General features: G+C 62.5%; 18 protein-coding genes. 12 read left to right on the top strand and 6 right to left on the bottom strand.

Annotation, left to right across the window (positions count from 1 at the left end):
- Positions 1-44: 44 nt before the first annotated feature.
- Positions 45-233, bottom strand: coding sequence for a hypothetical protein (locus tag ACQZ6J_RS32960; RefSeq protein ID WP_163991830.1), 189 nt, complete (start codon positions 231-233; stop codon positions 45-47).
- 338 nt (positions 234-571) lie between these two features.
- On the opposite strand from ACQZ6J_RS32960, the gene ACQZ6J_RS32955 reads away from it, so the two are divergent.
- From ACQZ6J_RS32955 to ACQZ6J_RS32930, 6 genes are all read left to right on the top strand, one after another.
- Positions 572-2,968 carry a PBP1A family penicillin-binding protein gene (locus tag ACQZ6J_RS32955; protein ID WP_449087104.1) on the top strand — a complete coding sequence of 799 codons (2,397 nt, stop codon included), beginning with the start codon at positions 572-574 and terminating at the stop codon, positions 2,966-2,968.
- 293 nt (positions 2,969-3,261) lie between these two features.
- A complete protein-coding gene (gene dnaK, locus ACQZ6J_RS32950) occupies positions 3,262-5,178 on the top strand; it encodes a molecular chaperone DnaK (RefSeq protein ID WP_163991826.1) in 1,917 nt (638 codons plus the stop codon).
- A gap of 83 nt (positions 5,179-5,261) precedes the next feature.
- Positions 5,262-6,407 carry a molecular chaperone DnaJ gene (gene dnaJ / locus ACQZ6J_RS32945; RefSeq protein WP_163991823.1) on the top strand — a complete coding sequence of 382 codons (1,146 nt, stop codon included), beginning with the start codon at positions 5,262-5,264 and terminating at the stop codon, positions 6,405-6,407.
- A 368-nt stretch (positions 6,408-6,775) separates the two neighbouring features.
- Positions 6,776-7,903, top strand: a complete 1,128-nt coding sequence (gene recF / locus ACQZ6J_RS32940) for a DNA replication/repair protein RecF (RefSeq protein ID WP_449087103.1) — start codon at positions 6,776-6,778, stop codon at positions 7,901-7,903.
- Between the two features lie 36 nt (positions 7,904-7,939).
- A complete protein-coding gene (locus ACQZ6J_RS32935; protein WP_449087102.1) occupies positions 7,940-8,710 on the top strand; it encodes a molybdopterin-synthase adenylyltransferase MoeB in 771 nt (256 codons plus the stop codon).
- A complete protein-coding gene (locus tag ACQZ6J_RS32930) occupies positions 8,707-9,186 on the top strand; it encodes a GNAT family N-acetyltransferase (RefSeq protein ID WP_449087101.1) in 480 nt (159 codons plus the stop codon). The genes ACQZ6J_RS32935 and ACQZ6J_RS32930 overlap by 4 nt, the downstream gene beginning before the upstream one ends.
- 26 nt (positions 9,187-9,212) lie before the next feature.
- Here ACQZ6J_RS32930 and murA read toward each other — a convergent pair whose 3' ends face one another.
- On the bottom strand, positions 9,213-10,526 hold the full coding sequence (murA, locus tag ACQZ6J_RS32925; protein ID WP_449087100.1) for a UDP-N-acetylglucosamine 1-carboxyvinyltransferase: 1,314 nt from the start codon (positions 10,524-10,526) through the stop codon (positions 9,213-9,215).
- 140 nt (positions 10,527-10,666) lie between these two features.
- Positions 10,667-11,668, bottom strand: coding sequence for a 2-hydroxyacid dehydrogenase (locus ACQZ6J_RS32920; protein ID WP_449087099.1), 1,002 nt, complete (start codon positions 11,666-11,668; stop codon positions 10,667-10,669).
- A 190-nt stretch (positions 11,669-11,858) separates the two neighbouring features.
- On the opposite strand from ACQZ6J_RS32920, the gene ACQZ6J_RS32915 reads away from it, so the two are divergent.
- On the top strand, positions 11,859-12,398 hold the full coding sequence (locus ACQZ6J_RS32915; protein WP_163991811.1) for an SH3 domain-containing protein: 540 nt from the start codon (positions 11,859-11,861) through the stop codon (positions 12,396-12,398).
- Between the two features lie 87 nt (positions 12,399-12,485).
- Complete coding sequence (locus ACQZ6J_RS32910) at positions 12,486-13,097, top strand: cadmium resistance transporter (RefSeq protein WP_449087098.1); 612 nt, start codon at positions 12,486-12,488, stop codon at positions 13,095-13,097.
- Positions 13,098-13,180: 83 nt separating this feature from the next.
- Here the strand turns inward: ACQZ6J_RS32910 and ACQZ6J_RS32905 are convergent, their stop codons facing one another.
- Positions 13,181-14,173, bottom strand: coding sequence for an adenosine kinase (locus tag ACQZ6J_RS32905; protein ID WP_163991809.1), 993 nt, complete (start codon positions 14,171-14,173; stop codon positions 13,181-13,183).
- A 503-nt stretch (positions 14,174-14,676) separates the two neighbouring features.
- Between ACQZ6J_RS32905 and ACQZ6J_RS32900 the strand changes: the two genes are divergently transcribed.
- Together ACQZ6J_RS32900 and ACQZ6J_RS32895 are read left to right on the top strand one after the other, a co-directional pair.
- Positions 14,677-15,621 carry an AEC family transporter gene (locus ACQZ6J_RS32900; RefSeq protein WP_163991807.1) on the top strand — a complete coding sequence of 315 codons (945 nt, stop codon included), beginning with the start codon at positions 14,677-14,679 and terminating at the stop codon, positions 15,619-15,621.
- Positions 15,622-15,738: 117 nt separating this feature from the next.
- A complete protein-coding gene (locus ACQZ6J_RS32895) occupies positions 15,739-16,896 on the top strand; it encodes a patatin-like phospholipase family protein (protein ID WP_449087097.1) in 1,158 nt (385 codons plus the stop codon).
- A 60-nt stretch (positions 16,897-16,956) separates the two neighbouring features.
- Here the strand turns inward: ACQZ6J_RS32895 and ACQZ6J_RS32890 are convergent, their stop codons facing one another.
- Positions 16,957-17,538, bottom strand: coding sequence for a c-type cytochrome (locus tag ACQZ6J_RS32890; RefSeq protein WP_449087096.1), 582 nt, complete (start codon positions 17,536-17,538; stop codon positions 16,957-16,959).
- A 151-nt stretch (positions 17,539-17,689) separates the two neighbouring features.
- Between ACQZ6J_RS32890 and ACQZ6J_RS32885 the strand changes: the two genes are divergently transcribed.
- Positions 17,690-18,445 (top strand): 3-deoxy-manno-octulosonate cytidylyltransferase, encoded by a 756-nt coding sequence (locus ACQZ6J_RS32885; RefSeq protein WP_163991802.1) that lies wholly within the window; start codon positions 17,690-17,692, stop codon positions 18,443-18,445.
- A gap of 24 nt (positions 18,446-18,469) precedes the next feature.
- The gene (locus ACQZ6J_RS32880) at positions 18,470-19,324 is read left to right on the top strand and encodes a prephenate dehydratase (RefSeq protein ID WP_163991800.1); all 855 of its coding nucleotides are present in this window, start codon (positions 18,470-18,472) and stop codon (positions 19,322-19,324) included.
- Between the two features lie 7 nt (positions 19,325-19,331).
- Here the strand turns inward: ACQZ6J_RS32880 and ACQZ6J_RS32875 are convergent, their stop codons facing one another.
- Positions 19,332-19,730: a VOC family protein gene (locus ACQZ6J_RS32875; RefSeq protein ID WP_163991798.1), complete on the bottom strand. Its 399-nt coding sequence runs from the start codon at positions 19,728-19,730 to the stop codon at positions 19,332-19,334.
- Positions 19,731-20,070: the final 340 nt, after the last annotated feature.

Below are 20,070 nucleotides of genomic sequence, written 5' to 3'. Positions count from 1 at the left end.
GCGGCGGTCCGCAATGAACATCGCGCCGGGCCTGCCAATTCCTTTCAACGAAACTGCGGCGGCCTTTGCGCGTTCGAGAGCAACTCCTGCTTGGTCGCAAAGTCGCCAAACAGCTTTTTCAGCCGGGCTTCCTCCTCCTTGCAGATCCGGTGGCGCCGGGCAAAATCCTCGACGCTCCAGACTTCGCGCAGCTTGCTCTCGCTGATTTCCTCTATCTTGATCAGTGAACTCATTTGCTCGCCCTCTTTTTCTTTTGTGAGAGGATAATGCCCAGGGCGCCGAAAGGTTCCCGATGCGTTGGGCAGCAGGCGGGTCAGCGCGCCGGGATCCGGGCCGGAATTGTTCTTAATCCCTCCTTAAATCGCCGCATTTACAGTTCAGGCGGGACTTGATGTCTTCACGAGGGGTTCGTGGACGAATGGCGGGTTGCCCGCCTCGACAGCCGGGATCGGCTTTCTGGGTGACGCGCCGGCTGAGAGCGGCCGGGCGGCCTCAAAGATTTCTACCGCCGCTGCGATCAGCCTGATAGAAGACATGGGAACACTGGGCACCGAGGTACGACCGGCCGGCAATGGCAGATAAGAAGAAATCACGCCAGAGGATAGAACCATCCTTTTCCAGCGGCCGGGAACGCACCGATGAGGGATTCAATGCAGGCGAGCGCATCGTCGGCAACAGGCGCTCGTCCAAGACCTATTACGAAGAGCCGGAATCCGAAAAGGAAGAGGACGAAGACGACGAGGAAGAACCCGTGGTCCAAAAGCCTCGCCGCGCGCCCAGCAAACGCAAGCCTGCACGACGGGCGCGTCCGCGACGCGGCTTTTTCGGCTTTATCCGCGCCACGATCTATTGGGGTCTCGTGCTTTGCCTCTGGGTCGGCATCGGCCTTGCGGGCCTCGTCGCCTATTACGGTTCGCGCATGCCGAGCGCCAGCACCTGGTCCATCCCCGAACGGCCGCCGAACGTAAAGATCAACGACCTCGACGGCGCCCTGCTTGCCAACCGCGGCACGACCGGCGGCGAGGCTGTGGCGCTCAGCGACATGTCGCCCTACATCCCCGAAGCCATCATCGCCATCGAGGACCGTCGCTTCTATTCGCATTTCGGCTTCGATCCAATCGGCCTTGCCCGCGCCGTCGTGACGAACGTGGTGACCGGGCACGCCGTCCAGGGCGGTTCGACGCTGACGCAGCAGCTCGCCAAGAACCTGTTCCTGTCGCCGGACCGCACGCTGGAACGCAAGGTGCAGGAAGTGCTGCTGGCCCTCTGGCTGGAGCACAAGTACACCAAGGACCAGATCCTGACGATGTACCTGAACCGCGTCTATTTCGGCTCCAACGCCTATGGCGTCGAGGCGGCCTCGCGGCGCTACTTCAATAAATCGGCCAAGGACGTCAATCTCGGCGAAGCGGCCATGCTGGCCGGTCTGGTCAAGGCGCCGTCACGGCTGTCGCCCGCCCGCGATCCCGCCGCCGCCGAAGCCCGCGCGCAGCTGGTGCTGCAGGCCATGCACGAACAAGGCTTCATCTCCGAGGCCGACATCAAGACGGCAATGTCGCAACCGCCGACCCGATCGAAAAGCTACTGGAGCGGCGCCGAGAACTATGTCGCCGACATGGTCATGGATCAGCTGCCGAAGCTTATCGGCGGCGACATCAAGGAAGACCTGATCGTCGACACCACGCTCGACATGTCGCTGGAGGAGAAGGCCGAGAAGGCGCTGAGCGACGTGCTCGAAAAGGACGGCAAGAAGCTGAACGCCTCGCAGGCCTCGCTGGTTTCCGTCGATGCGACGGGCGCCGTGCGCGCGCTGGTCGGCGGCCGCGACTACGCGCAGAGCCAGTTCAACCGTGCCGTGACCGCCAAGCGCCAGCCGGGCTCGGCTTTCAAGCCTTTCGTCTATACCGCCGCGCTCGAGATGGGTCTGACGCCCAACTCGATCCGCAACGACATGCCGGTGAAGATCGGCAACTGGTCACCGGAGAACTACGAACAGCGCTATAGCGGCCCCGTGACGCTTGCCACTGCCATTGCGAAATCGCTGAATACCGTTGCCGCACAGCTCGTCGCCGAAGTCGGCCCCGACCAGGTCATCAAGGTCGCGCGCAGCCTCGGCATCGAATCCGACCTGCAGGCCAATGCCTCGATCGCGCTCGGCACGTCCGAGGTGTCGCTGCTGGAGCTCACTTCCGCCTATGCCACATTCATGAACGGCGGCTTCAAGGTGGCGCCGCACGTCATCACCAAGGTGACGACCGCCTCCGGCAAGGTGCTCTACCAGGTCAATACTGACAATCCGCAACGGGTGCTCAATCCTGATATCGTTGCCAACATGGATGCGATGATGGCCGGCGTCATCGCCTACGGAACGGGCAAATCGGCGCGCATTCCCGGCTGGCAGGCCGCCGGCAAGTCCGGGACCACGCAGTCCTTCCGCGACGCGCTGTTCGTCGGCTTTACCAGCCACCTGACCACGGGCGTCTGGTTCGGCAATGACGACGGCAAGTCGATGCGCAAGGTGACCGGTGGCGGCCTTCCGGCGAGGGCATGGAAGGAATTCATGATCGCCGCCCACAAGGGCATCACGCCGACGCCGATCTTCGGCGGGGGTCAGATCATCGACAACGGCCTGCCCGTGGCGCAGACGGCCCCGGCCGGCGACCAGCCGACGACGATCGGCAACATCATTTCCGGTGCGGGCGATACGGGACAACCGATCCAGCAGCCGACGCTGCAGCAAAGGCCGGCGCAGCAGCCGGTCCAGCCGCAGATCGTCAACCAGACCGCCGCCAACGACGACCCGCAGGATCTGCCGCCGGCCAACCTTGCCGACGACCCCAATCCCTACAGCTCGAACCCCTATGACAGTGGCGATATTCCGCCGGCGGATATCGGCGACAGCGGCGTTCCCGCCGCAACCGCGCGGCCGCATCGTTCCTCGCTGCTCGATGTCATCCTCGGCCGGTAAAATCGCAATTTTGCACCTTGCCGCTTGCATGGCTGCCGCAAGGCTGCTCTGATACGCGGTCGCGTCAAATCCACCGGCCCGCGGCGCACATAGGGCCGAGCGGAATTTGGACGACAAACCATTTGTTTTGCTGGATTTCAGGCTATTTCCTGCCTTGCAGTCAGTAAAACCGCTACTTATATACGCGGCATCACCGCAGTCATGGCTGCGCAATCCTCAAGACCATCCCGTAAGGGGCTGTCAATGGAATGCCTGACAGGGGTTCCGACAGCTTGCTTCAAGGAGAGAATGACATGGCAAAAGTAATTGGTATCGACCTTGGAACTACAAATTCCTGCGTCGCCGTCATGGACGGTAAAGACGCGAAAGTGATCGAAAATGCCGAAGGCGCCCGCACCACCCCGTCGATGGTTGCCTTCTCCGACGATGGCGAACGTCTCGTCGGCCAGCCGGCCAAGCGCCAGGCTGTCACGAACCCCACGAATACCCTCTTCGCTGTCAAGCGCCTGATCGGCCGCCGCTACGAAGATCCGACCGTCGAGAAGGACAAGCACCTCGTTCCCTTCACGATCGTCAAGGGTGACAATGGCGACGCTTGGGTCGAAGCCCAAGGCAAGGGCTATTCGCCCGCACAGATTTCCGCAATGATCCTTCAGAAGATGAAGGAAACCGCTGAATCCTATCTCGGCGAAAAGGTCGAAAAGGCCGTCATCACCGTTCCCGCATACTTCAACGACGCGCAGCGCCAGGCAACCAAGGATGCCGGCCGCATCGCCGGCCTTGAAGTTCTGCGAATCATCAACGAGCCGACGGCTGCCGCACTCGCCTACGGCCTCGACAAGAAGGACGGCAAGACCATCGCCGTTTACGACCTTGGCGGCGGCACCTTCGATATCTCCATCCTGGAAATCGGCGACGGCGTCTTCGAAGTGAAGTCGACCAACGGCGACACCTTCCTCGGCGGTGAAGACTTCGACATGCGTCTCGTCGAATATCTCGTTGCCGAGTTCAAGAAGGACAACGGCATCGACCTCAAGGGCGACAAGCTTGCTCTGCAGCGCCTCAAGGAAGCTGCCGAAAAGGCCAAGATCGAGCTGTCTTCCGCTCAGCAGACCGAAATCAACCTGCCCTTCATCACGGCAGACGCCACCGGCCCGAAGCACCTGACGCTGAAGCTGACCCGCGCCAAGCTGGAAAGCCTGGTCGACGATCTCGTTCAGCGCACCATCGCTCCGTGCAAGGCAGCCCTCAAGGATGCCGGCGTTACCGCTGCCGAAATCGACGAAGTCGTTCTGGTGGGCGGCATGAGCCGCATGCCGAAGGTACAGGAAGTCGTCAAGCAGCTGTTCGGCAAGGAGCCGCACAAGGGCGTCAACCCGGATGAAGTCGTCGCACTCGGCGCCGCCATCCAGGCCGGCGTTCTGCAGGGCGACGTCAAGGACGTTCTGCTGCTCGACGTGACCCCGCTGTCGCTCGGCATCGAAACGCTGGGTGGCGTCTTCACCCGTCTGATCGAGCGCAACACGACGATCCCGACGAAGAAGTCGCAGACCTTCTCGACCGCCGATGACAACCAGTCGGCCGTGACCATCCGCGTATCGCAGGGCGAGCGCGAAATGGCCGCCGACAACAAGCTGCTCGGCCAGTTCGACCTCGTCGGCCTGCCGCCGGCACCGCGTGGCGTACCGCAGATCGAAGTCACCTTCGATATCGACGCCAACGGCATCGTCCAGGTTTCGGCCAAGGACAAGGGCACCGGCAAGGAACAGCAGATCCGCATCCAGGCTTCCGGCGGCCTTTCCGACGCCGACATCGAAAAGATGGTTAAGGATGCAGAAGCCCACGCCGCTGAAGACAAGAAGCGTCGCGAAGGCGTCGAAGCCAAGAACCAGGCTGAAAGCCTGATCCATTCCAGCGAGAAGTCGCTGAAGGATTACGGCGACAAGGTCAGCGAAGCCGATCGCACGGCGATCTCCGACGCGATCGCTGCGCTGAAGACGGCAACGGAAGCCTCCGAGCCGGATGCAGAAGACATCAAGGCCAAGACCCAGACCCTCATGGAAGTTTCCATGAAGCTCGGCCAGGCGATCTATGAATCCCAGCAGGCTGAAGGCCCCTCGGCCGATGCTTCGGCAGCCGGCAAGGACGACGTCGTCGATGCCGACTACGAGGAAATCAAGGACGATGACGACCGCAAGCGGTCTGCATAAGCGTGAACCGAAAGGTTCTCTGAGAGACTTAGATCCGGCTGCCTTCGGGCAGCCGGAAATCCATTTCCGGGGTCTTATCCTTAATGGCAAAAGCGGATTTTTACGAGACATTGGGCGTCTCAAAAACGGCGGACGAGAAAGAGCTGAAGAGCGCCTTTCGCAAGCTGGCAATGCAATTTCATCCGGACAAGAACCCGGACGACAGCAGCGCCGAGCGGAAGTTCAAGGAAATCAACGAAGCATACGAAACGCTCAAGGATCCGCAGAAGCGCGCAGCCTATGACCGCTATGGCCACGCTGCTTTTGAGCATGGTGGCATGGGCGGCGGTGGCGGCTTCGGAGCCGGTTTCGGCGGCGGCGGCTTCTCGGATATCTTCGAGGATATCTTCGGCGAGATGATGGGTGGCGGACGCGCGCGCGGTCGCTCTTCCGGCGGTCGCGAGCGCGGCGCCGATCTTCGCTACAATATGGAAATCTCACTCGAGGAAGCCTTCATCGGCAAGACAGCGCAGATTCGCGTGCCGACCTCGATCACCTGCGACGTCTGTTCCGGCTCGGGCGCCAAGCCCGGCACGCAGCCGAAGACCTGCGGCACCTGCCAGGGCTCCGGCCGGGTGCGCGCCGCTCAGGGTTTCTTCTCGGTCGAGCGCACCTGCCCGACCTGTCATGGCCGCGGCCAGATCATTCCCGATCCCTGCACGAAATGTCACGGCCAGGGCCGCGTGACCGAGGAGCGTTCGCTCTCCGTCAACATTCCGGCCGGCATCGAAGACGGCACGCGCATCCGCCTGCAGGGCGAAGGCGAAGCAGGTCTGCGTGGCGGGCCCGCGGGCGATCTCTACATCTTCCTGTCCGTCAAGCCGCATGAGTTCTTCCAGCGGGATGGCGCCGATCTCTATTGCGCCGTGCCGATTTCGATGACGACGGCGGCGCTCGGCGGCACCTTCGATGTGGCAACTCTCGACGGCACCAAGTCACGCGTCACCGTTCCCGAGGGAACGCAGGTCGGAAAGCAGTTCCGCCTGAAGGCCAAGGGCATGCCGGTGCTGCGCTCCAGCCAGATCGGCGATCTCTATATCCAGATCCAGATCGAGACGCCGCAGAAGCTCACCAAGCGCCAGCGCGAACTTCTGCAGGAGTTCGAGCAGATCTCTTCGAAGGACAACAATCCCGAATCGACGGGCTTCTTTGCCCGTATGAAGGATTTCTTCGATACGTTCAGCGACTGAGCTGCAAAGACCGGGCGACGAATCAAAATGTTTCACATGAATCCGGCCGATGATTCGGCCGGATTTTTTGTTTGGCGGCGAATCACCCGCCTTCGTGGTTGGAGACGGCCCTGCGGGCCTTCTCAGCATGAGGGCCGATCCGCGCTGCATGCCGCCCCCTCGTCACGAGGCCGATTCTCTCGCTCGCCTGCTGCTTCGATCAACCTCAACCCGAAGCTCACTCCACCCTCATCCTGAGCCTGTCGATGAAACGAGGGTGGCCGCAGACGTCATTCCATTCCACTGCCCCGGAAACCGGCGGCAAAAACCTTGCACTTGGCCAATGTTCGGCATACCCCTCGGCCATCGATCAAGAATCCGAAAGACCGATGCCGAACAGGGTTTTCATCTCGCGCCTGAAACTCACCGACTTCCGCAACTATGCGGCGGCGGCGCTGGCGCTTGACGAGCGGCATGTGGTGCTGACCGGCGACAATGGCGCCGGCAAGACCAATCTGATGGAAGCGGTTTCGCTGCTGTCGCCCGGGCGCGGCCTGCGCCGCGCCGCCTATGCCGATATCACCCGCGTCAATGCGCCGGGTGGATTTTCGATCTTCACCGAGCTTGAGGGCATGGAGGGAACAGTCGAAATCGGCACCGGTATCGATACGAGCGACGAGACCGCCGCCCGCAGGCTCAGAATCAACGGCACGCCGGCCAAGACGGTCGACGAGCTGACCGACCATTTGCGCGTTCTCTGGCTGACGCCGGCCATGGATGGCCTGTTCACCGGCGGCTCCTCGGAACGCCGCCGTTTCCTCGACCGGCTGGTGCTGTCGCTCGATCCCGCGCATGGCCGCCGCGCTAGCGATTTCGAGCGCGCCATGCGCAGCCGCAACAAGCTCTTGTCCGAAAGCCGGTTCGATCAATCCTGGCTTGCCGGAATCGAAGAGCAGATGGCGAGCCTCGGCATCGCCATGGCGATCGCGCGGCAGGAAATGCTCGGCCTTCTCTCGCGGCTGATCGCCGAAACGCGCGAGACGACGCCTTTTCCCTCGGCAGCCCTGGAGCTTTCGGGCTTCCTCGACGGGCAGTTCGACCGGCCGGCCGTCGATCTGGAAGACACCTACGCCGACATACTGCGCGAAGGGCGTTACCGTGACGCGGCTGCCGGCCGCACCCTGGAAGGTCCGCATCGCGTCGACCTCCTCGTGCGTCATCGCGAAAAGGACATGGAAGCGGAACGCTGCTCGACGGGCGAGCAGAAAGCCCTGCTTGTCGGCCTCATTCTTGCTCATGCGCGCCTTGTCGGCAATTTGACCGGCCATGCGCCGATCCTGCTGCTCGATGAAATCGCCGCGCATCTCGACGAAGGCCGGCGCGCGGCTCTCTTCGATCTCATCGACGCGCTGGGCGGGCAGTCCTTCATGACCGGCACGGACAAGACCATGTTCTCCGCCCTCGGCGAGCGCGCGCAATTCTTTACCGTCGCGCATGGCGGCATTACGAAATCCTAGCGTCTCCTGCGCCGCGATTGTGATAGAGTCGCGTGCATGGATCCCCTGAGCTCAGACGAAATCACCCGTTATCACCGCCACATCCTCCTTCCCGAGGTCGGAGGCGCCGGCCAGCAGCGCCTGAAAGCGGCGCGCGTGCTCGTCATCGGCGCCGGCGGCCTCGGTGCGCCGGTGCTGCAATATCTCGCCGCCGCCGGTGTCGGCACGCTCGGTATTGCCGATGACGACCGCGTTTCGCTTTCCAACCTGCAGCGGCAGGTGATTCACGATACGGGCACGATCGGCGAACTGAAGACGCAGAGTGCCGCCGACGCCATTGCGCGATTGAACCCGCATGTTCGCGTCATCCGATTCGAGGAGCGGTTCAGCCCCGATAACGCCACGCGGCACCTTGCCGGCTTCGATCTCGTCATCGACGGTTCCGACAATTTCGATACGCGCTACGCCGCCGCCGATGCGGCCGAGGCGGCGCGCCTGCCGCTCGTGACCGGCGCAGTCGGCCGCTTCGACGGGTCGGTGACCACGCTGAAGCCCTATGAAAACGACGCTGATAGCAACCTCAACCCACGCTATCGCGATCTGTTTCCCGCACCGCCGCCGGAAGGCCTCATCCCCAGCTGCGCGGAAGCCGGCATCATCGGCGCACTTACCGGAGTCATTGGCACGCTGATGGCGATGGAGGCGATCAAGCTCATTACCGGCATCGGCGAGCCGCTGGTGGGTCGCCTGCTGCTCTATGACGGGCTTTCGGCGCGATTCGAAACCGTGCGCTATCGCCGCAAACGCGCCCGGGTCGCCGCCGAATGAGCGATATCCTGCTTCGCCGCCTGGACGGCAGCTTCGACGGCTGGGATGCTTTGCTCGATCTGATCCTTATGTCCTTCGCCTATATGGATGGACGGATCGATCCGCCCTCCTCCGCGCTCGCGCTCACGCCGCAAGCGCTGAAGGCAAAGGCCGGCGAGGAAATCGGCTATGTTGCCTTCGACGGCAATCGAATAGCCGGCTGTATTTTTTGTCGGCCGGAAGCGGAAGCGCTATATATCGGCAAGCTGGCGGTGCTTCCCGCAGCCCAGGGCAAGGGCGTCGGCAAACGCCTGCTCGGCGCAGCGGAGGCCATAGCGCGAGAGCTTGGACTCAGCACTCTACGGCTGGAAACGCGTATCGAGCTTATCGACAATCACGCCACTTTCGCTGCCTGGGGTTTCCAGAAAACGGCCGAGAATCGCCATTCCGGCTTCGATCGCACGACGTCGATCGAGATGCGCAAGGCGATCGCATAGTCCCCTTTCGCTCTCGAAGAGCGCCGTCACGCCTCGCGCGGCGGAATGCGGGTGATGCGGGCGCCCATGGCGTTCAGCCGCTCCTCGATGCGCTCGTAACCACGCTCGATCTGCTGGGCATTGTTGATGACGCTGGTGCCCTCGGCGCACATCGCCGCAATCAGCATCGCCATGCCGGCGCGGATGTCTGGACTTTCGAGCTGGGCGGCGCGCAGCTTCGAGGGACCGGCGACAATGGCGCGGTGCGGGTCGCACAGCACGATGCGCGCGCCCATGGCGATCAGCTTGTCGACGAAGAACATGCGGCTTTCGAACATCTTCTCGAACATCAGCACGACGCCGTCGCATTGCGTGGCGGTGACGATGGCGATCGACATGGTGTCGGCCGGAAAGGCCGGCCAGGGCTGATCTTCGATCTTCGGAATATGGCCGCCGAAATCGGGCTGGATCTTCATCTCCTGGCCGGAGCGGATGATGAGATCGTCGCCGTCGATCTGGCAGCGGATGCCCAGGCGCTCGAAGGTCATCAGTGTGGAGCGCAGATGCTCGACGCCGGCACGGCGAATGGTGATTTCCGAGCCAGTGACGGCGGCAAGGCCGATCAGCGAACCGACTTCGTTGTGATCCGGGCCGATCCGGTGCGTGACGGCGCCGAGCGGCTGGCCGCCATGGATCGTCATCATGTTGGTTCCGACCCCCTCGATGCGCGCACCCATGGCGATGAGGAAACGCGCCAGGTCCTGCACATGCGGCTCGGAGGCGCAATTGCGCAGGATGGTCGTGCCCTTGGCGACAACGGCAGCGCAAAGCGCATTTTCCGTCGCCGTCACGGACGGCTCGTCGAGGAAGACATCCGCGCCGCGCAGCCCTTCCGTGCGGAAGCTGTAGACGCTGTTGACCTCGATCCTGGTGCCGAGCTGTTCCAGCGCCAGGAAATGCGTGTCGACGCGGCGACGGCCGATGACATCACCGCCGGGCGGCGGCAGGGTGATCTCGCCGCAGCGCGCCAGCATCGGGCCGGCGAGCAGGATGGAGGCACGAATGCGGGCGCAGAGATCGGGATCGAGATTGGCCGGCCGCAGTTCGCGCGCTTCGATTTCAAGCTCGTTGCGCCCGAGCCAGCGCACCTTGGCACCGACCGACTGGATCAGCTCCACCAGCGCCTCGACATCGCGAATGCGCGGCACATTGCTGAGCTCGACCCGCTGATCGGTCAGAAGCGATGCGGCGATGATCGGCAGCGCGGCATTCTTGTTGCCGCTCGGCTCGATTTCGCCCGACAGCCTGAAGCCGCCCTCGACCACGTATTGAACCCGCTCATGCGGCAGCGCCCGCGCCATCGTTTCCGCCTTCCTGTTTTGTATTTGCCGTCTCCTCTGGGCCGGCTTTGTGACATGCACATGACCGGCAAGAGAGACGGAAGATCAATTTTGAAGCCGGGTGTACGTCGCGCTTCGTCCGACGCTTGGGAGCGCTTCGCCTACCGAAACGGCAACACGCGGTTGGGCGGGCGATGGCCGTCGATGAAGGTGCGGATGTTGATGATGACCTTGTCGCCCATGTCGATACGGCCCTCGAGCGTGGCCGAACTCATATGCGGCAGGATCACCACCTTGCCCTCGTTGGCAAGCTTCACCAGTTTCGGATTGACTGACGGTTCGTTCTCGAACACGTCGAGACCGGCACCGGCGATCTTTCCCTCGCGCAGGATCTTGATCAGCGCCGTCTCGTCGATGACGTCGCCGCGCGCCGTGTTGACGATGTAGCTCGTCGGCTGCAGCAGCGCCAGGCGGCGGGCCGAGATCAAATGATAGGTGGCCGGTGTCGAAGGGCAATTGACCGAGACGATATCGACGCGGGCCAGCATCTGGTCGAGGCTGTCCCAGTAGGTCGCCTCCAACTCGTCTTCCGTTGCCGGATTGACGCGCTTGCGGTTGTGATAGTGGATCGAAAGGCCGAATGCCTTGGCACGGCGCGCGACGGCGGTGCCGATTCGGCCCATGCCGACGATGCCAATACGCTTGCCGTGGATGCGGCGGCCAAGCATCCAGGTCGGCGACCATCCGGCCCATTCGCCGGGATTGTCGGTCAGCACGCGCGCACCTTCCGCCAGACGCCGCGGCACGGCGAGGATGAGCGCCATGGTCATGTCGGCGGTATCTTCGGTCAGCACGTTGGGCGTGTTCGTCACGGTGATGCCGCGGCGGGCTGCGGCCTCGACATCGATATGATCCGTGCCGTTGGAGAAGCTGGCAATCAGCTTCATCTGCGGGCCGGCCTGCTCGATCACCTCGGCATCGATGCGGTCGGTGACTGTGGGCACCAGCACGTCGATGGAGCGGACGGCCTCAATCAGCTCGTCCTTGGTGCGCGGGCGATCGTCGATATTGAGTTCGGCATCGAAGAGTTCGCGCATCCGCGTCTCCACCGCATCCGGCAGTTTGCGCGTGACGTAGACCTTCGGTTTTTTCTTCGTCGTCATGGCGGGCGGCGATGCCTTGTTCAGATGTTCTTAACCAAGAAGCGGGATAATTTTCCCGTTCCGGGCATTTCTACCAGACCCGCAGGCGAAGACAAACAAAACTCGCTGACGCGATCCGAGGATTTGCCGCTCACCGGAGCGAAAGGTCGCCGGAACGGCGCCTTTGTCATGACGAACGAACGGAAATCCCATGCGTGGCAAAGCATTGAAGTCCTGCGCCATTGTCGCAATCGGCCTGATGATGGCCGCCGGCACCGCCGATCTTGCCGCCGCCCAGGCAGCCAAGGGGCCGAGCGGCCTGCCGCTGCCACGGTTCGTCACGCTGAAATCGAAGCGCGTCAACCTGCGCATCGGCCCGAGCGCAGATTATGCCGTATCCTGGCTCTACCTCAAGCAGGGGCTGCCGGTCGAAATCATCCAGGAATATGATAACTGGCGGCGCGTGCGCGATGCCGACGGCACCGAAGGCTGGGTCAACCAGTCGCTGCTGTCGGGCCAGCGCTCGGCCATCGCCGCTCCCTGGATGAAGGGCAAGGGCAAGGCCGTCTTCGTCAACATGCGCCGCGAGGCACTCCCATCGGCCGCCGTCATCGCCAAGCTTCAGCCCGGCGTGATGATGAGCGTGCGCGAATGCACCGGCGACTGGTGCATGGTAACGGCTGACGGCACGGAGGGCTGGGTGGCGCAATCCGAGATCTGGGGCGCATACCCCGGAGAAGCCTTCAAATAGCAACTGCCCATCGATCCGCGACCAACGCAGCCGGTGGTTTTCCCGGCGCAATGACATATCCGGCATCGGGCTAGGAGACCGGCGAACTTGGGCTATCTGCTGGGCGTTTTCGGCGTTGCCGTCGTCATGTTCGCATCGACGAACATTGACGACATCTTCGTCCTCCTCGGCTTCTTTGCCGATCCGAAGTTTCGGACAAAGCAGATCGTCATCGGACAGTATCTCGGCATAGGCGCGCTTTACGGCATCAGCGTCATCGCTTCGTTTCTCGTCCTCGTCATTCCCGCCACCTATATCGGCCTGCTCGGCTTCGCGCCGATCTATTTCGGCGCGAGGAGATTGTGGGAGCTTTGGAACGGCATCGAGACCAGCAACGATCCGGAAGACCACGAGAAGGCTTCGGCGGGACATGGAAACATCGTCGCCGTGACGCTGGTGACGATCGCCAACGGCGGCGACAATATCAGCGTCTACACGCCGATCTTCGCCACGCGCTCGGTCTATGACGTCCTGACCATCGGCTGCATTTTCGCGCTGCTGACGGCGATCTGGCTCGGTGCCGCGCATTCGCTCGTCAACCATCCGACCCTGGGGGCGCCGATCAGGCGCCACGGCCACCGGATCGTGCCGTTCGTTCTGATCGCGCTCGGTATCCTGATCCTCTACGAGGCCGGAACCGCCACGCTGCTGTGGCACTAACCGGTTTCAATAATCTCATAAAACAAAAGCCGCCCGGCATTTCGCAACGGGCGGCTTTCGCAATCACGAGCGATGGATTTCCGTCAGAGAAGCCCGAACTGCTTCGCGGCCTCCGACAATGACCGCATCGGCCGAGGTCCGATCTGTTCGATGACGATAGCCGCGGCGAGATTGCCGAGCTTGGCGCAATCTTCCAGGCCCCGGCCCTGCGTGTAGCCGAACAGGAAACCGGCGGCGAAAAGATCGCCGGCGCCGGTGGTGTCGACACGCTCCTCGATCGGATGGGCATCGACGACATAGCGTTCGTCGCCGCGCACGATCACTGCGCCGTCCTTGCCGGTCGTCACTGCAGCGATCTTGCAATCGGCCGCAATCAGCTTCAGCGCCTTTTCGAAATCGTCGGTCTCGTACAGCGACAATGCCTCGTCGCGGTTGGCAAAGACGATATCGACGGTGCCCGAACGCATGAGGTCGAGGAATTCGTCGCGGTAGCGGCCGACGCAGAAGCTGTCGGAGAGCGTCATCGACATTTCCCGGCCGTTGGCGTGGGCGATGCGGGCGCAATCGCGAATCGCTTCCTTGGCGCGCGGCGGATCCCAGAGATAGCCTTCAAAATAGGTCACCTTGGCATCGGCGACGACATTTTCCTCGACGTCCTCAGGCCCGAGTTCGACGCAGGCACCGAGATAGGTGTTCATCGAGCGCTCGCCATCCTCGGTCACGAAGATCATCGAGCGGGCCGTGGGCGGGAACGTGCCCTTCGCCCTGGTCTGATAGTGCACGCCCTGGGCGCGGATATCGTGGGCGAAGATCTCGCCGAGCTGATCTTCGGCGACCTTGCCGAAATAGGCCGCCTTGCCGCCGAAATTCGCCACACCGGCCGCCGTATTGCCGGCGCTGCCGCCCGAGGCTTCCAGGGCTGGGCCCATGCGCGAATAGAGAAGTTCAGCGCGTTCCGCGTCGATGAGGTTCATCGCTGCTTTGGTGATTTTGTTGTCGATCAGGAACTGATCATTGCAACGGGCGATAATGTCGACGATGGCATTGCCAACGGTCAGTACATCGAAGCGAGTCATCTATTGGAGGATCCCGGTATTGGTGATAGCCGGTATCCGGTAATATCGGTTTTTCCGAAGTTTGGAAGAAAAATCAGCGCGCGGGCGGCCAACGTAATTCCAATCAGTCATTTGCCTGTCACTTTCCATCGTTAAAAGTCTAATCAGCGGCTGGGATGGGAAGCTCAAAAGGCTTCCAAGCCAGTCTGGGAAGGAATGATGCCTTCCGCCTCACCGGTACGCGGGCCGACCACGGATGAACTGGCGGCATGTGCACCGGGGGGATCCGTCCGGCGGGGCCGGACGACCAAGAGCGGGCCGAGCCCGCTTTTTTTGTTTTTGCGGGTTCTCACAGGCATAGCGCTTCGCGATCCCTCAGATCCGCCCTGAGCGCTTTAAGCCCTTGATTTTGCGCACGCCTTCTTCGCAAAACCGCTGCGCACTTTTGCGCGACACGCTTTGAGCAAGCTGCTACAACTTCCGGGTAAAATTCCCCGAGCCACGTTCTACGGCCCTCGCCCGGTATGTCCGAAATCCTCACTGACGTCCTGCCCGTCTTCCTGCTGATTCTCGTCGGCTGGGTGATCGTGCGAACCGGCCTGCTGAAAGCCGAGGTCGGCGAGGCCATGAGCGAGTTCGTCTTCAAGATCGCGGTGCCGCTGCTTCTGTTCCAGACCATCGCGGAGGCCGATTTTCGCGGCGCCTCGCCATTTCGATTGTGGATCGCCTATTTCTCCGGTGTCGCCATCACCTGGACCGCAGGCCATATCGTGGCGACACGGCTGTTCGGGCGGGATGCGCGCATCGGCGTGCTGGCCGGCGTGTCCTCCGCCTTCGCCAACACGATCTTCATCGGCCTGCCGCTGGTGGGACGCACGGTCGGTCCCGATGGCGTCATGGCGATGTCGATCCTGATTGCCGTGCACCTGCCGACCATGATGATTGCCGGCACGCTGCTGATGGAGCAGGCCGAGCGCAAGGAGAATGCCGGCGCCGGCCGCAATACCGGCGAGCTTTTGCAGCAGGTCGGCAGGAACCTTGTCCGCAATCCGCTGGTCATCGGGCTTTTCTGCGGTCTCATCGTGCATGTGACCGGCATACCCATCCCGGCCACGCTCGGGACCGCGGTCGACAGCATCGCCAATATCGCCGGCCCGGCGGCGCTGATCTCGCTCGGCATGGCGCTGCGGCAATACGGGCTGTCGGGCAATCTCGGCATTACCAGCGTGATGTCAGCCTTCAAGCTGTTCCTGCTTCCGGCCTGCGTATTGGCCGCCGGCCATCTTCTCGGCCTCAGCCCGGAATGGCGGGCCGCCCTGGTGCTGACGGCGGCGGTTCCGACAGGTGTGAACGCCTGGCTGATTGCCAATCGCTTCGGCGTCGGTCACAGTCTCGCCGCCTCGACGATTACCTTGACGACTGCGCTCGGGGCATTCTCGGTGTCGCTTTGGGCTTATCTGCTCGCGTAGCGCAGGCTCGAACCCACCGATTCGCAATGACGTTTCTCCGCATACGGAGGGACAGGAAAATGGTCATATATTTGCGCATGCCGGCCTTCCCACCCGGAGCGCAGCAAAGGATGGCACATGAATATTGCAGCTCCCCTTACCAATCCCGCTTCCGCCTATTCGCATAAGGTCTTCGTGCTGCAGGGCGGCGGCGCGCTCGGCTCCTACCAGGCCGGCGCCTTCGAGGCGCTCAGAGAACAGAATATCGAGCCGGACTGGATCGCCGGCATCTCGATCGGCGCCATCAACGCTTCCATCATGGCCGGCAACGTACCGGGCGAGCGGCTTGAGAAGCTGCGCTCCTTCTGGAACAAGGTCACCATCCAGCTTCCCGTCGATGCCTTGATGGAGCGGCAGCGGGAGACCAGCCCTCTCTACCGCACCGTCAGCAGCTGGTGGGTCTCGACCTTCGGCGCGCCGGGCTTCTTTTCCCCCCGGCATATCCCGGCCTGGTTCCAGGCGCGCGGCTCGGCCGGCGCGACCAGCATCTACGACACCGGGCATTTGCGCCAGACGTTGCTCGATCACGTCGATTTCGACCGAATCAACCACGGCCCGGTGCGCCTCAGCCTCGGTGCGGTCAACGTGCGCACCGGCAATTTCGCCTTTTTCGACAACAGGGACACCAAGATCACGCCCGAGCACATCATGGCGAGCGGCGCGCTGCCGCCGGGGTTTCCGGCGATCAAGATCGGCAACGAATACTATTGGGACGGCGGCCTGGTTTCGAACACGCCGCTGACCTATGTGCTGCGCAATGGCGCAGGGGTCGATACCGTGGTGTTTCAGGTCGATCTCTTCAGCGCCGTCGGCCCGATGCCGCAGGATCTGGAAGAGGTCGAGGAGCGGCGCAAGGACATCACCTATTCCAGCCGCACCCGTCTGAACACCGACCTATTCCTCGAACGCCACCGCCTGCGGCGCGCGATATCGGAGCTTTATGCCCGCCTTCCCGAAGAGGCCAAGGCCGATCCGGACATCAGGAAGCTGGAGGAGCATTGCTCCAGCTACGGCGTCACGATCATCCATCTCATCTACCGCAACAAGCAGTTCCGCTCGCACTCGAAGGATTACGAGTTTTCGACGTTGTCCATGCACGAGCATTGGGAGGCCGGCTTGCGCGATGCCCGCAAGGCACTGGTTGCGGAAGACTGGCGGCTGCCGCCCAGCGCCGAGGATGGGCTGAAGGTCTTCGATCTGGACCAGAGAACCCGCTCGCGCCGGCATTCGGTCTGAGCCGCAGCACAGAAAACCCGGCGTTGACGGCCGGGTTTTCAATCCATCATGCGAATTGCCTTAGTTCGTGGCGGCCGGGGCCGCGTTCGGATCCGGCAGCGGCACCTGCGTATCGGCGAGCGTGCGCAGATAGGCGATCACGTTGGCGCGATCCTCTTCCTTCGGCAGGCCGGCAAAGCCCATCGCCGTTCCGGCAACGAACTTCTTCGGGGCAGCCAGGAAGTGATAGAGGTGATCGTAGGTCCACTTCTCCGAGCCGCCCTTGGAGAAATCCTTCATGCCGGACGAATAGGCAAAGCCCTCGTGCTCGCCGACCGGGCGGTCCACGATACCCCAGAGATCGGGGCCAACCTTGTTGGGCCCTCCCTTCTCTCCGGAATGACAGGCCTGACACTTCTTGAAGATCGTTTCGCCGACCTTGGCGTCAGCCTTCTGCAGCAGCTGAGCGATCGGCGTTTCCGGCTTGGCGGCGGCAGCCTTGTCACCACCCGCAGCCGGCTCTTCGGTGGCGACGATGGTGAAGCCGGGCTTTTCCGGCACCTCGGTATGGAAAATAAATCCTGACGCGAGCGACACGGACTTCAACACGAACAGCGTGGCCAAAAGTGCCCCGACTCCCATGTTCACGTAGGATGAATTCATCTGCTATGCTCCCCTCGCCGCCGGCATCCTCCGCCGGCCCATCTTGAATTCGCGCGAAACCTATGTCTTTTGGCTGTTTCTTGCAACGCTGTAAACGGCCTCCACCATGAGACGTTTTGACACTTTTCCCGCAGGAATAGAAGGCCCAACAATGACAGATCCAAATTTAGACAAGACGCTGGTCCTCATTCCCGCCCGCATGGCTTCCACGCGCCTGCCGGGCAAGCCGCTTGCCGATATTTGCGGCCTGCCCATGATCGTACAGGTTGCTCGACGCGCGCGCGAGGCGGCGATCGGTCGCATCGTCGTCGCCGTCGATCACGAGGATACCTACGCCGCGGTCGCCAATGCAGGCTTCGAAGTCGTGATGACCGGCAAGGATCATCAGTCCGGCTCGGATCGCATCTATGAGGCGCTGCAGGCCGTGGATCCGGATGGCCGCGCCGAAATCGTCGTCAACGTGCAGGGAGATCTGCCGACGATCGATCCCGAGACCATCCGCGCCTCGCTGCGCCCGCTCGAAGATCCGGCCGTCGACATCGCGACGCTGACCGTCGAAATCAAGGACGAGGAAGAAAAGACGGCGCCGAGCGTCGTCAAGGTCATCGGCTCGCCGATTTCGGGCAATCGCCTGCGTGCCCTCTACTTCACCCGCGCCACCGCGCCCTACGGCAAGGGGCCGCTCTATCATCACATCGGCCTCTACACCTACCGCCGCGCCGCGCTCGAAAAATTCGTGAGCCTCGGCCCATCGCCGCTCGAGCTGCGCGAATCGCTGGAGCAGTTGCGGGCACTTGAGGCCGGCATGCGCATCGATGTCGAGATCGTTGACACGATACCGCTCGGTGTCGATACTCCCGCCGACCTCGAAAAGGCCAGACGCATCCTCTCCGCCGCCTCTCTCTGACGGCATTCCCCCAAGGGCAGTCCCATGATCACCAAGACCAACAAGATCTCCTTCCAGGGCGACTACGGCGCCAATTCCGATATGGCCAGCCGCGACATGTTCCCGACCATGGAGCCGCTGCCCTGCCAGACTTTCGAGGATGCCTTCTCCGCGATCGACAACGGCGAAGCCGATCTCGGCATGATCCCCATCGAGAACACGATTGCCGGACGCGTCGCCGATATCCATCACCTGCTGCCGGATTCGCGCCTGCATATCGTCGGCGAATACTTCATGCCGATCCGCTTCCAGCTGATGGTGCTGCCCGGCGTAAAGAAGGAAGAGATCCGCACCGTGCACAGCCATATCCATGCGCTGGGGCAGTGCCGCAACATCGTGCGCGCCAACGGCTGGAAGCCCGTCATCGCCGGCGATACCGCCGGCGCCGCCAAGCTGGTGCAGGAAACCGGCGATCGCAGCATGGCGGCGCTGGCGCCGCGGCTGGCAGCCGATCTCTACGGCCTGGAAATCATCGCCGAGAATGTCGAGGACACCGAAAACAACATGACGCGCTTCGTCGTGCTGTCGCGTGACGAGAACTGGGCCGAGCGCGGCGCGCCGGACGAAAAGATCGTGACCACTTTCGTCTTCAACGTCCGCAACATTCCCGCCGCCCTCTACAAGGCGCTCGGCGGCTTCGCCACGAACGGCATCAACATGACGAAGCTCGAGAGCTACCAGCTCGGCGGCCGTTTTGTAGCGACGCAGTTCTATGCCGATATCGAGGGCCACCCTTCCGACCCGCATGTGCGCCGCGCGCTGGAAGAACTGCGCTTCTTCTCCGAAAAGGTCCGCATCCTCGGTGTCTACAAGGGACACCCGACGCGGGGCGATCTCTAAGCAACGGTCAACCCGACACCTTGGTCACGACCTCGATACGGTGGCCGTCCGGATCGACGACGAAGGCTGCGAAATAGGTCGGGCCATAGTGTGGCCGAAGGCCCGGAGGGCCATTGTCCTTGCCGCCATGCGCAAGTGCGGCCTCATGAAACGAAACGACTGCCTCACGGCTTGGCGCGGCAAAGGCAAGGTGAAAGCCCGGACCCGGCGCATGAGCTTCGGCGCCGCGCGATTTGATGGCGAACTTGTCGCCGCCGCCTGGCGGACCATATCCGATCGCCTGATCGGGGTCGCCGGGGCTCAGATCCTCCCAAACCCTGATATAGCCGAGCGGCGCGAAGGCCGCGTCGTAGAAGGCGGCAGCCTTGTCGATATCCGATACGCCGAACGAAATATGATGGAGCAATTGGGCCTCGCATAGCTCTGGTTGCATCGACTAGTTTCCTCTGGAACTGGCGTGAGTCAACTCGAACGATCAGACCGAGCGCTCGGCAGGCCGGTTGATGAGGCGATTCATGGATGCCGTTCCAGACCCCTACTCCGGCCTGTCGGCCGCCTTCTCGCCGCCTGTGGGGCGCTATCACGTATGGGGCTGGTTGGCGCTACTATACCTTCTCCCCTCGGGGGGAAGGGGTTAGTCGCACCCCCTAGAGCGTTTCATGTTTTGACGGAAGCGTATCCTGCGTTTGCAAAATAGTTGCTGCATTCGCCGGGTTGGATTGTTGTGACGAGAGAGCCGATGTGCC

The sequence above is a fragment of the Rhizobium sp. A37_96 genome, from assembly GCF_053521765.1.
This window is presented reverse-complemented; position numbering and strand designations above follow the sequence as displayed.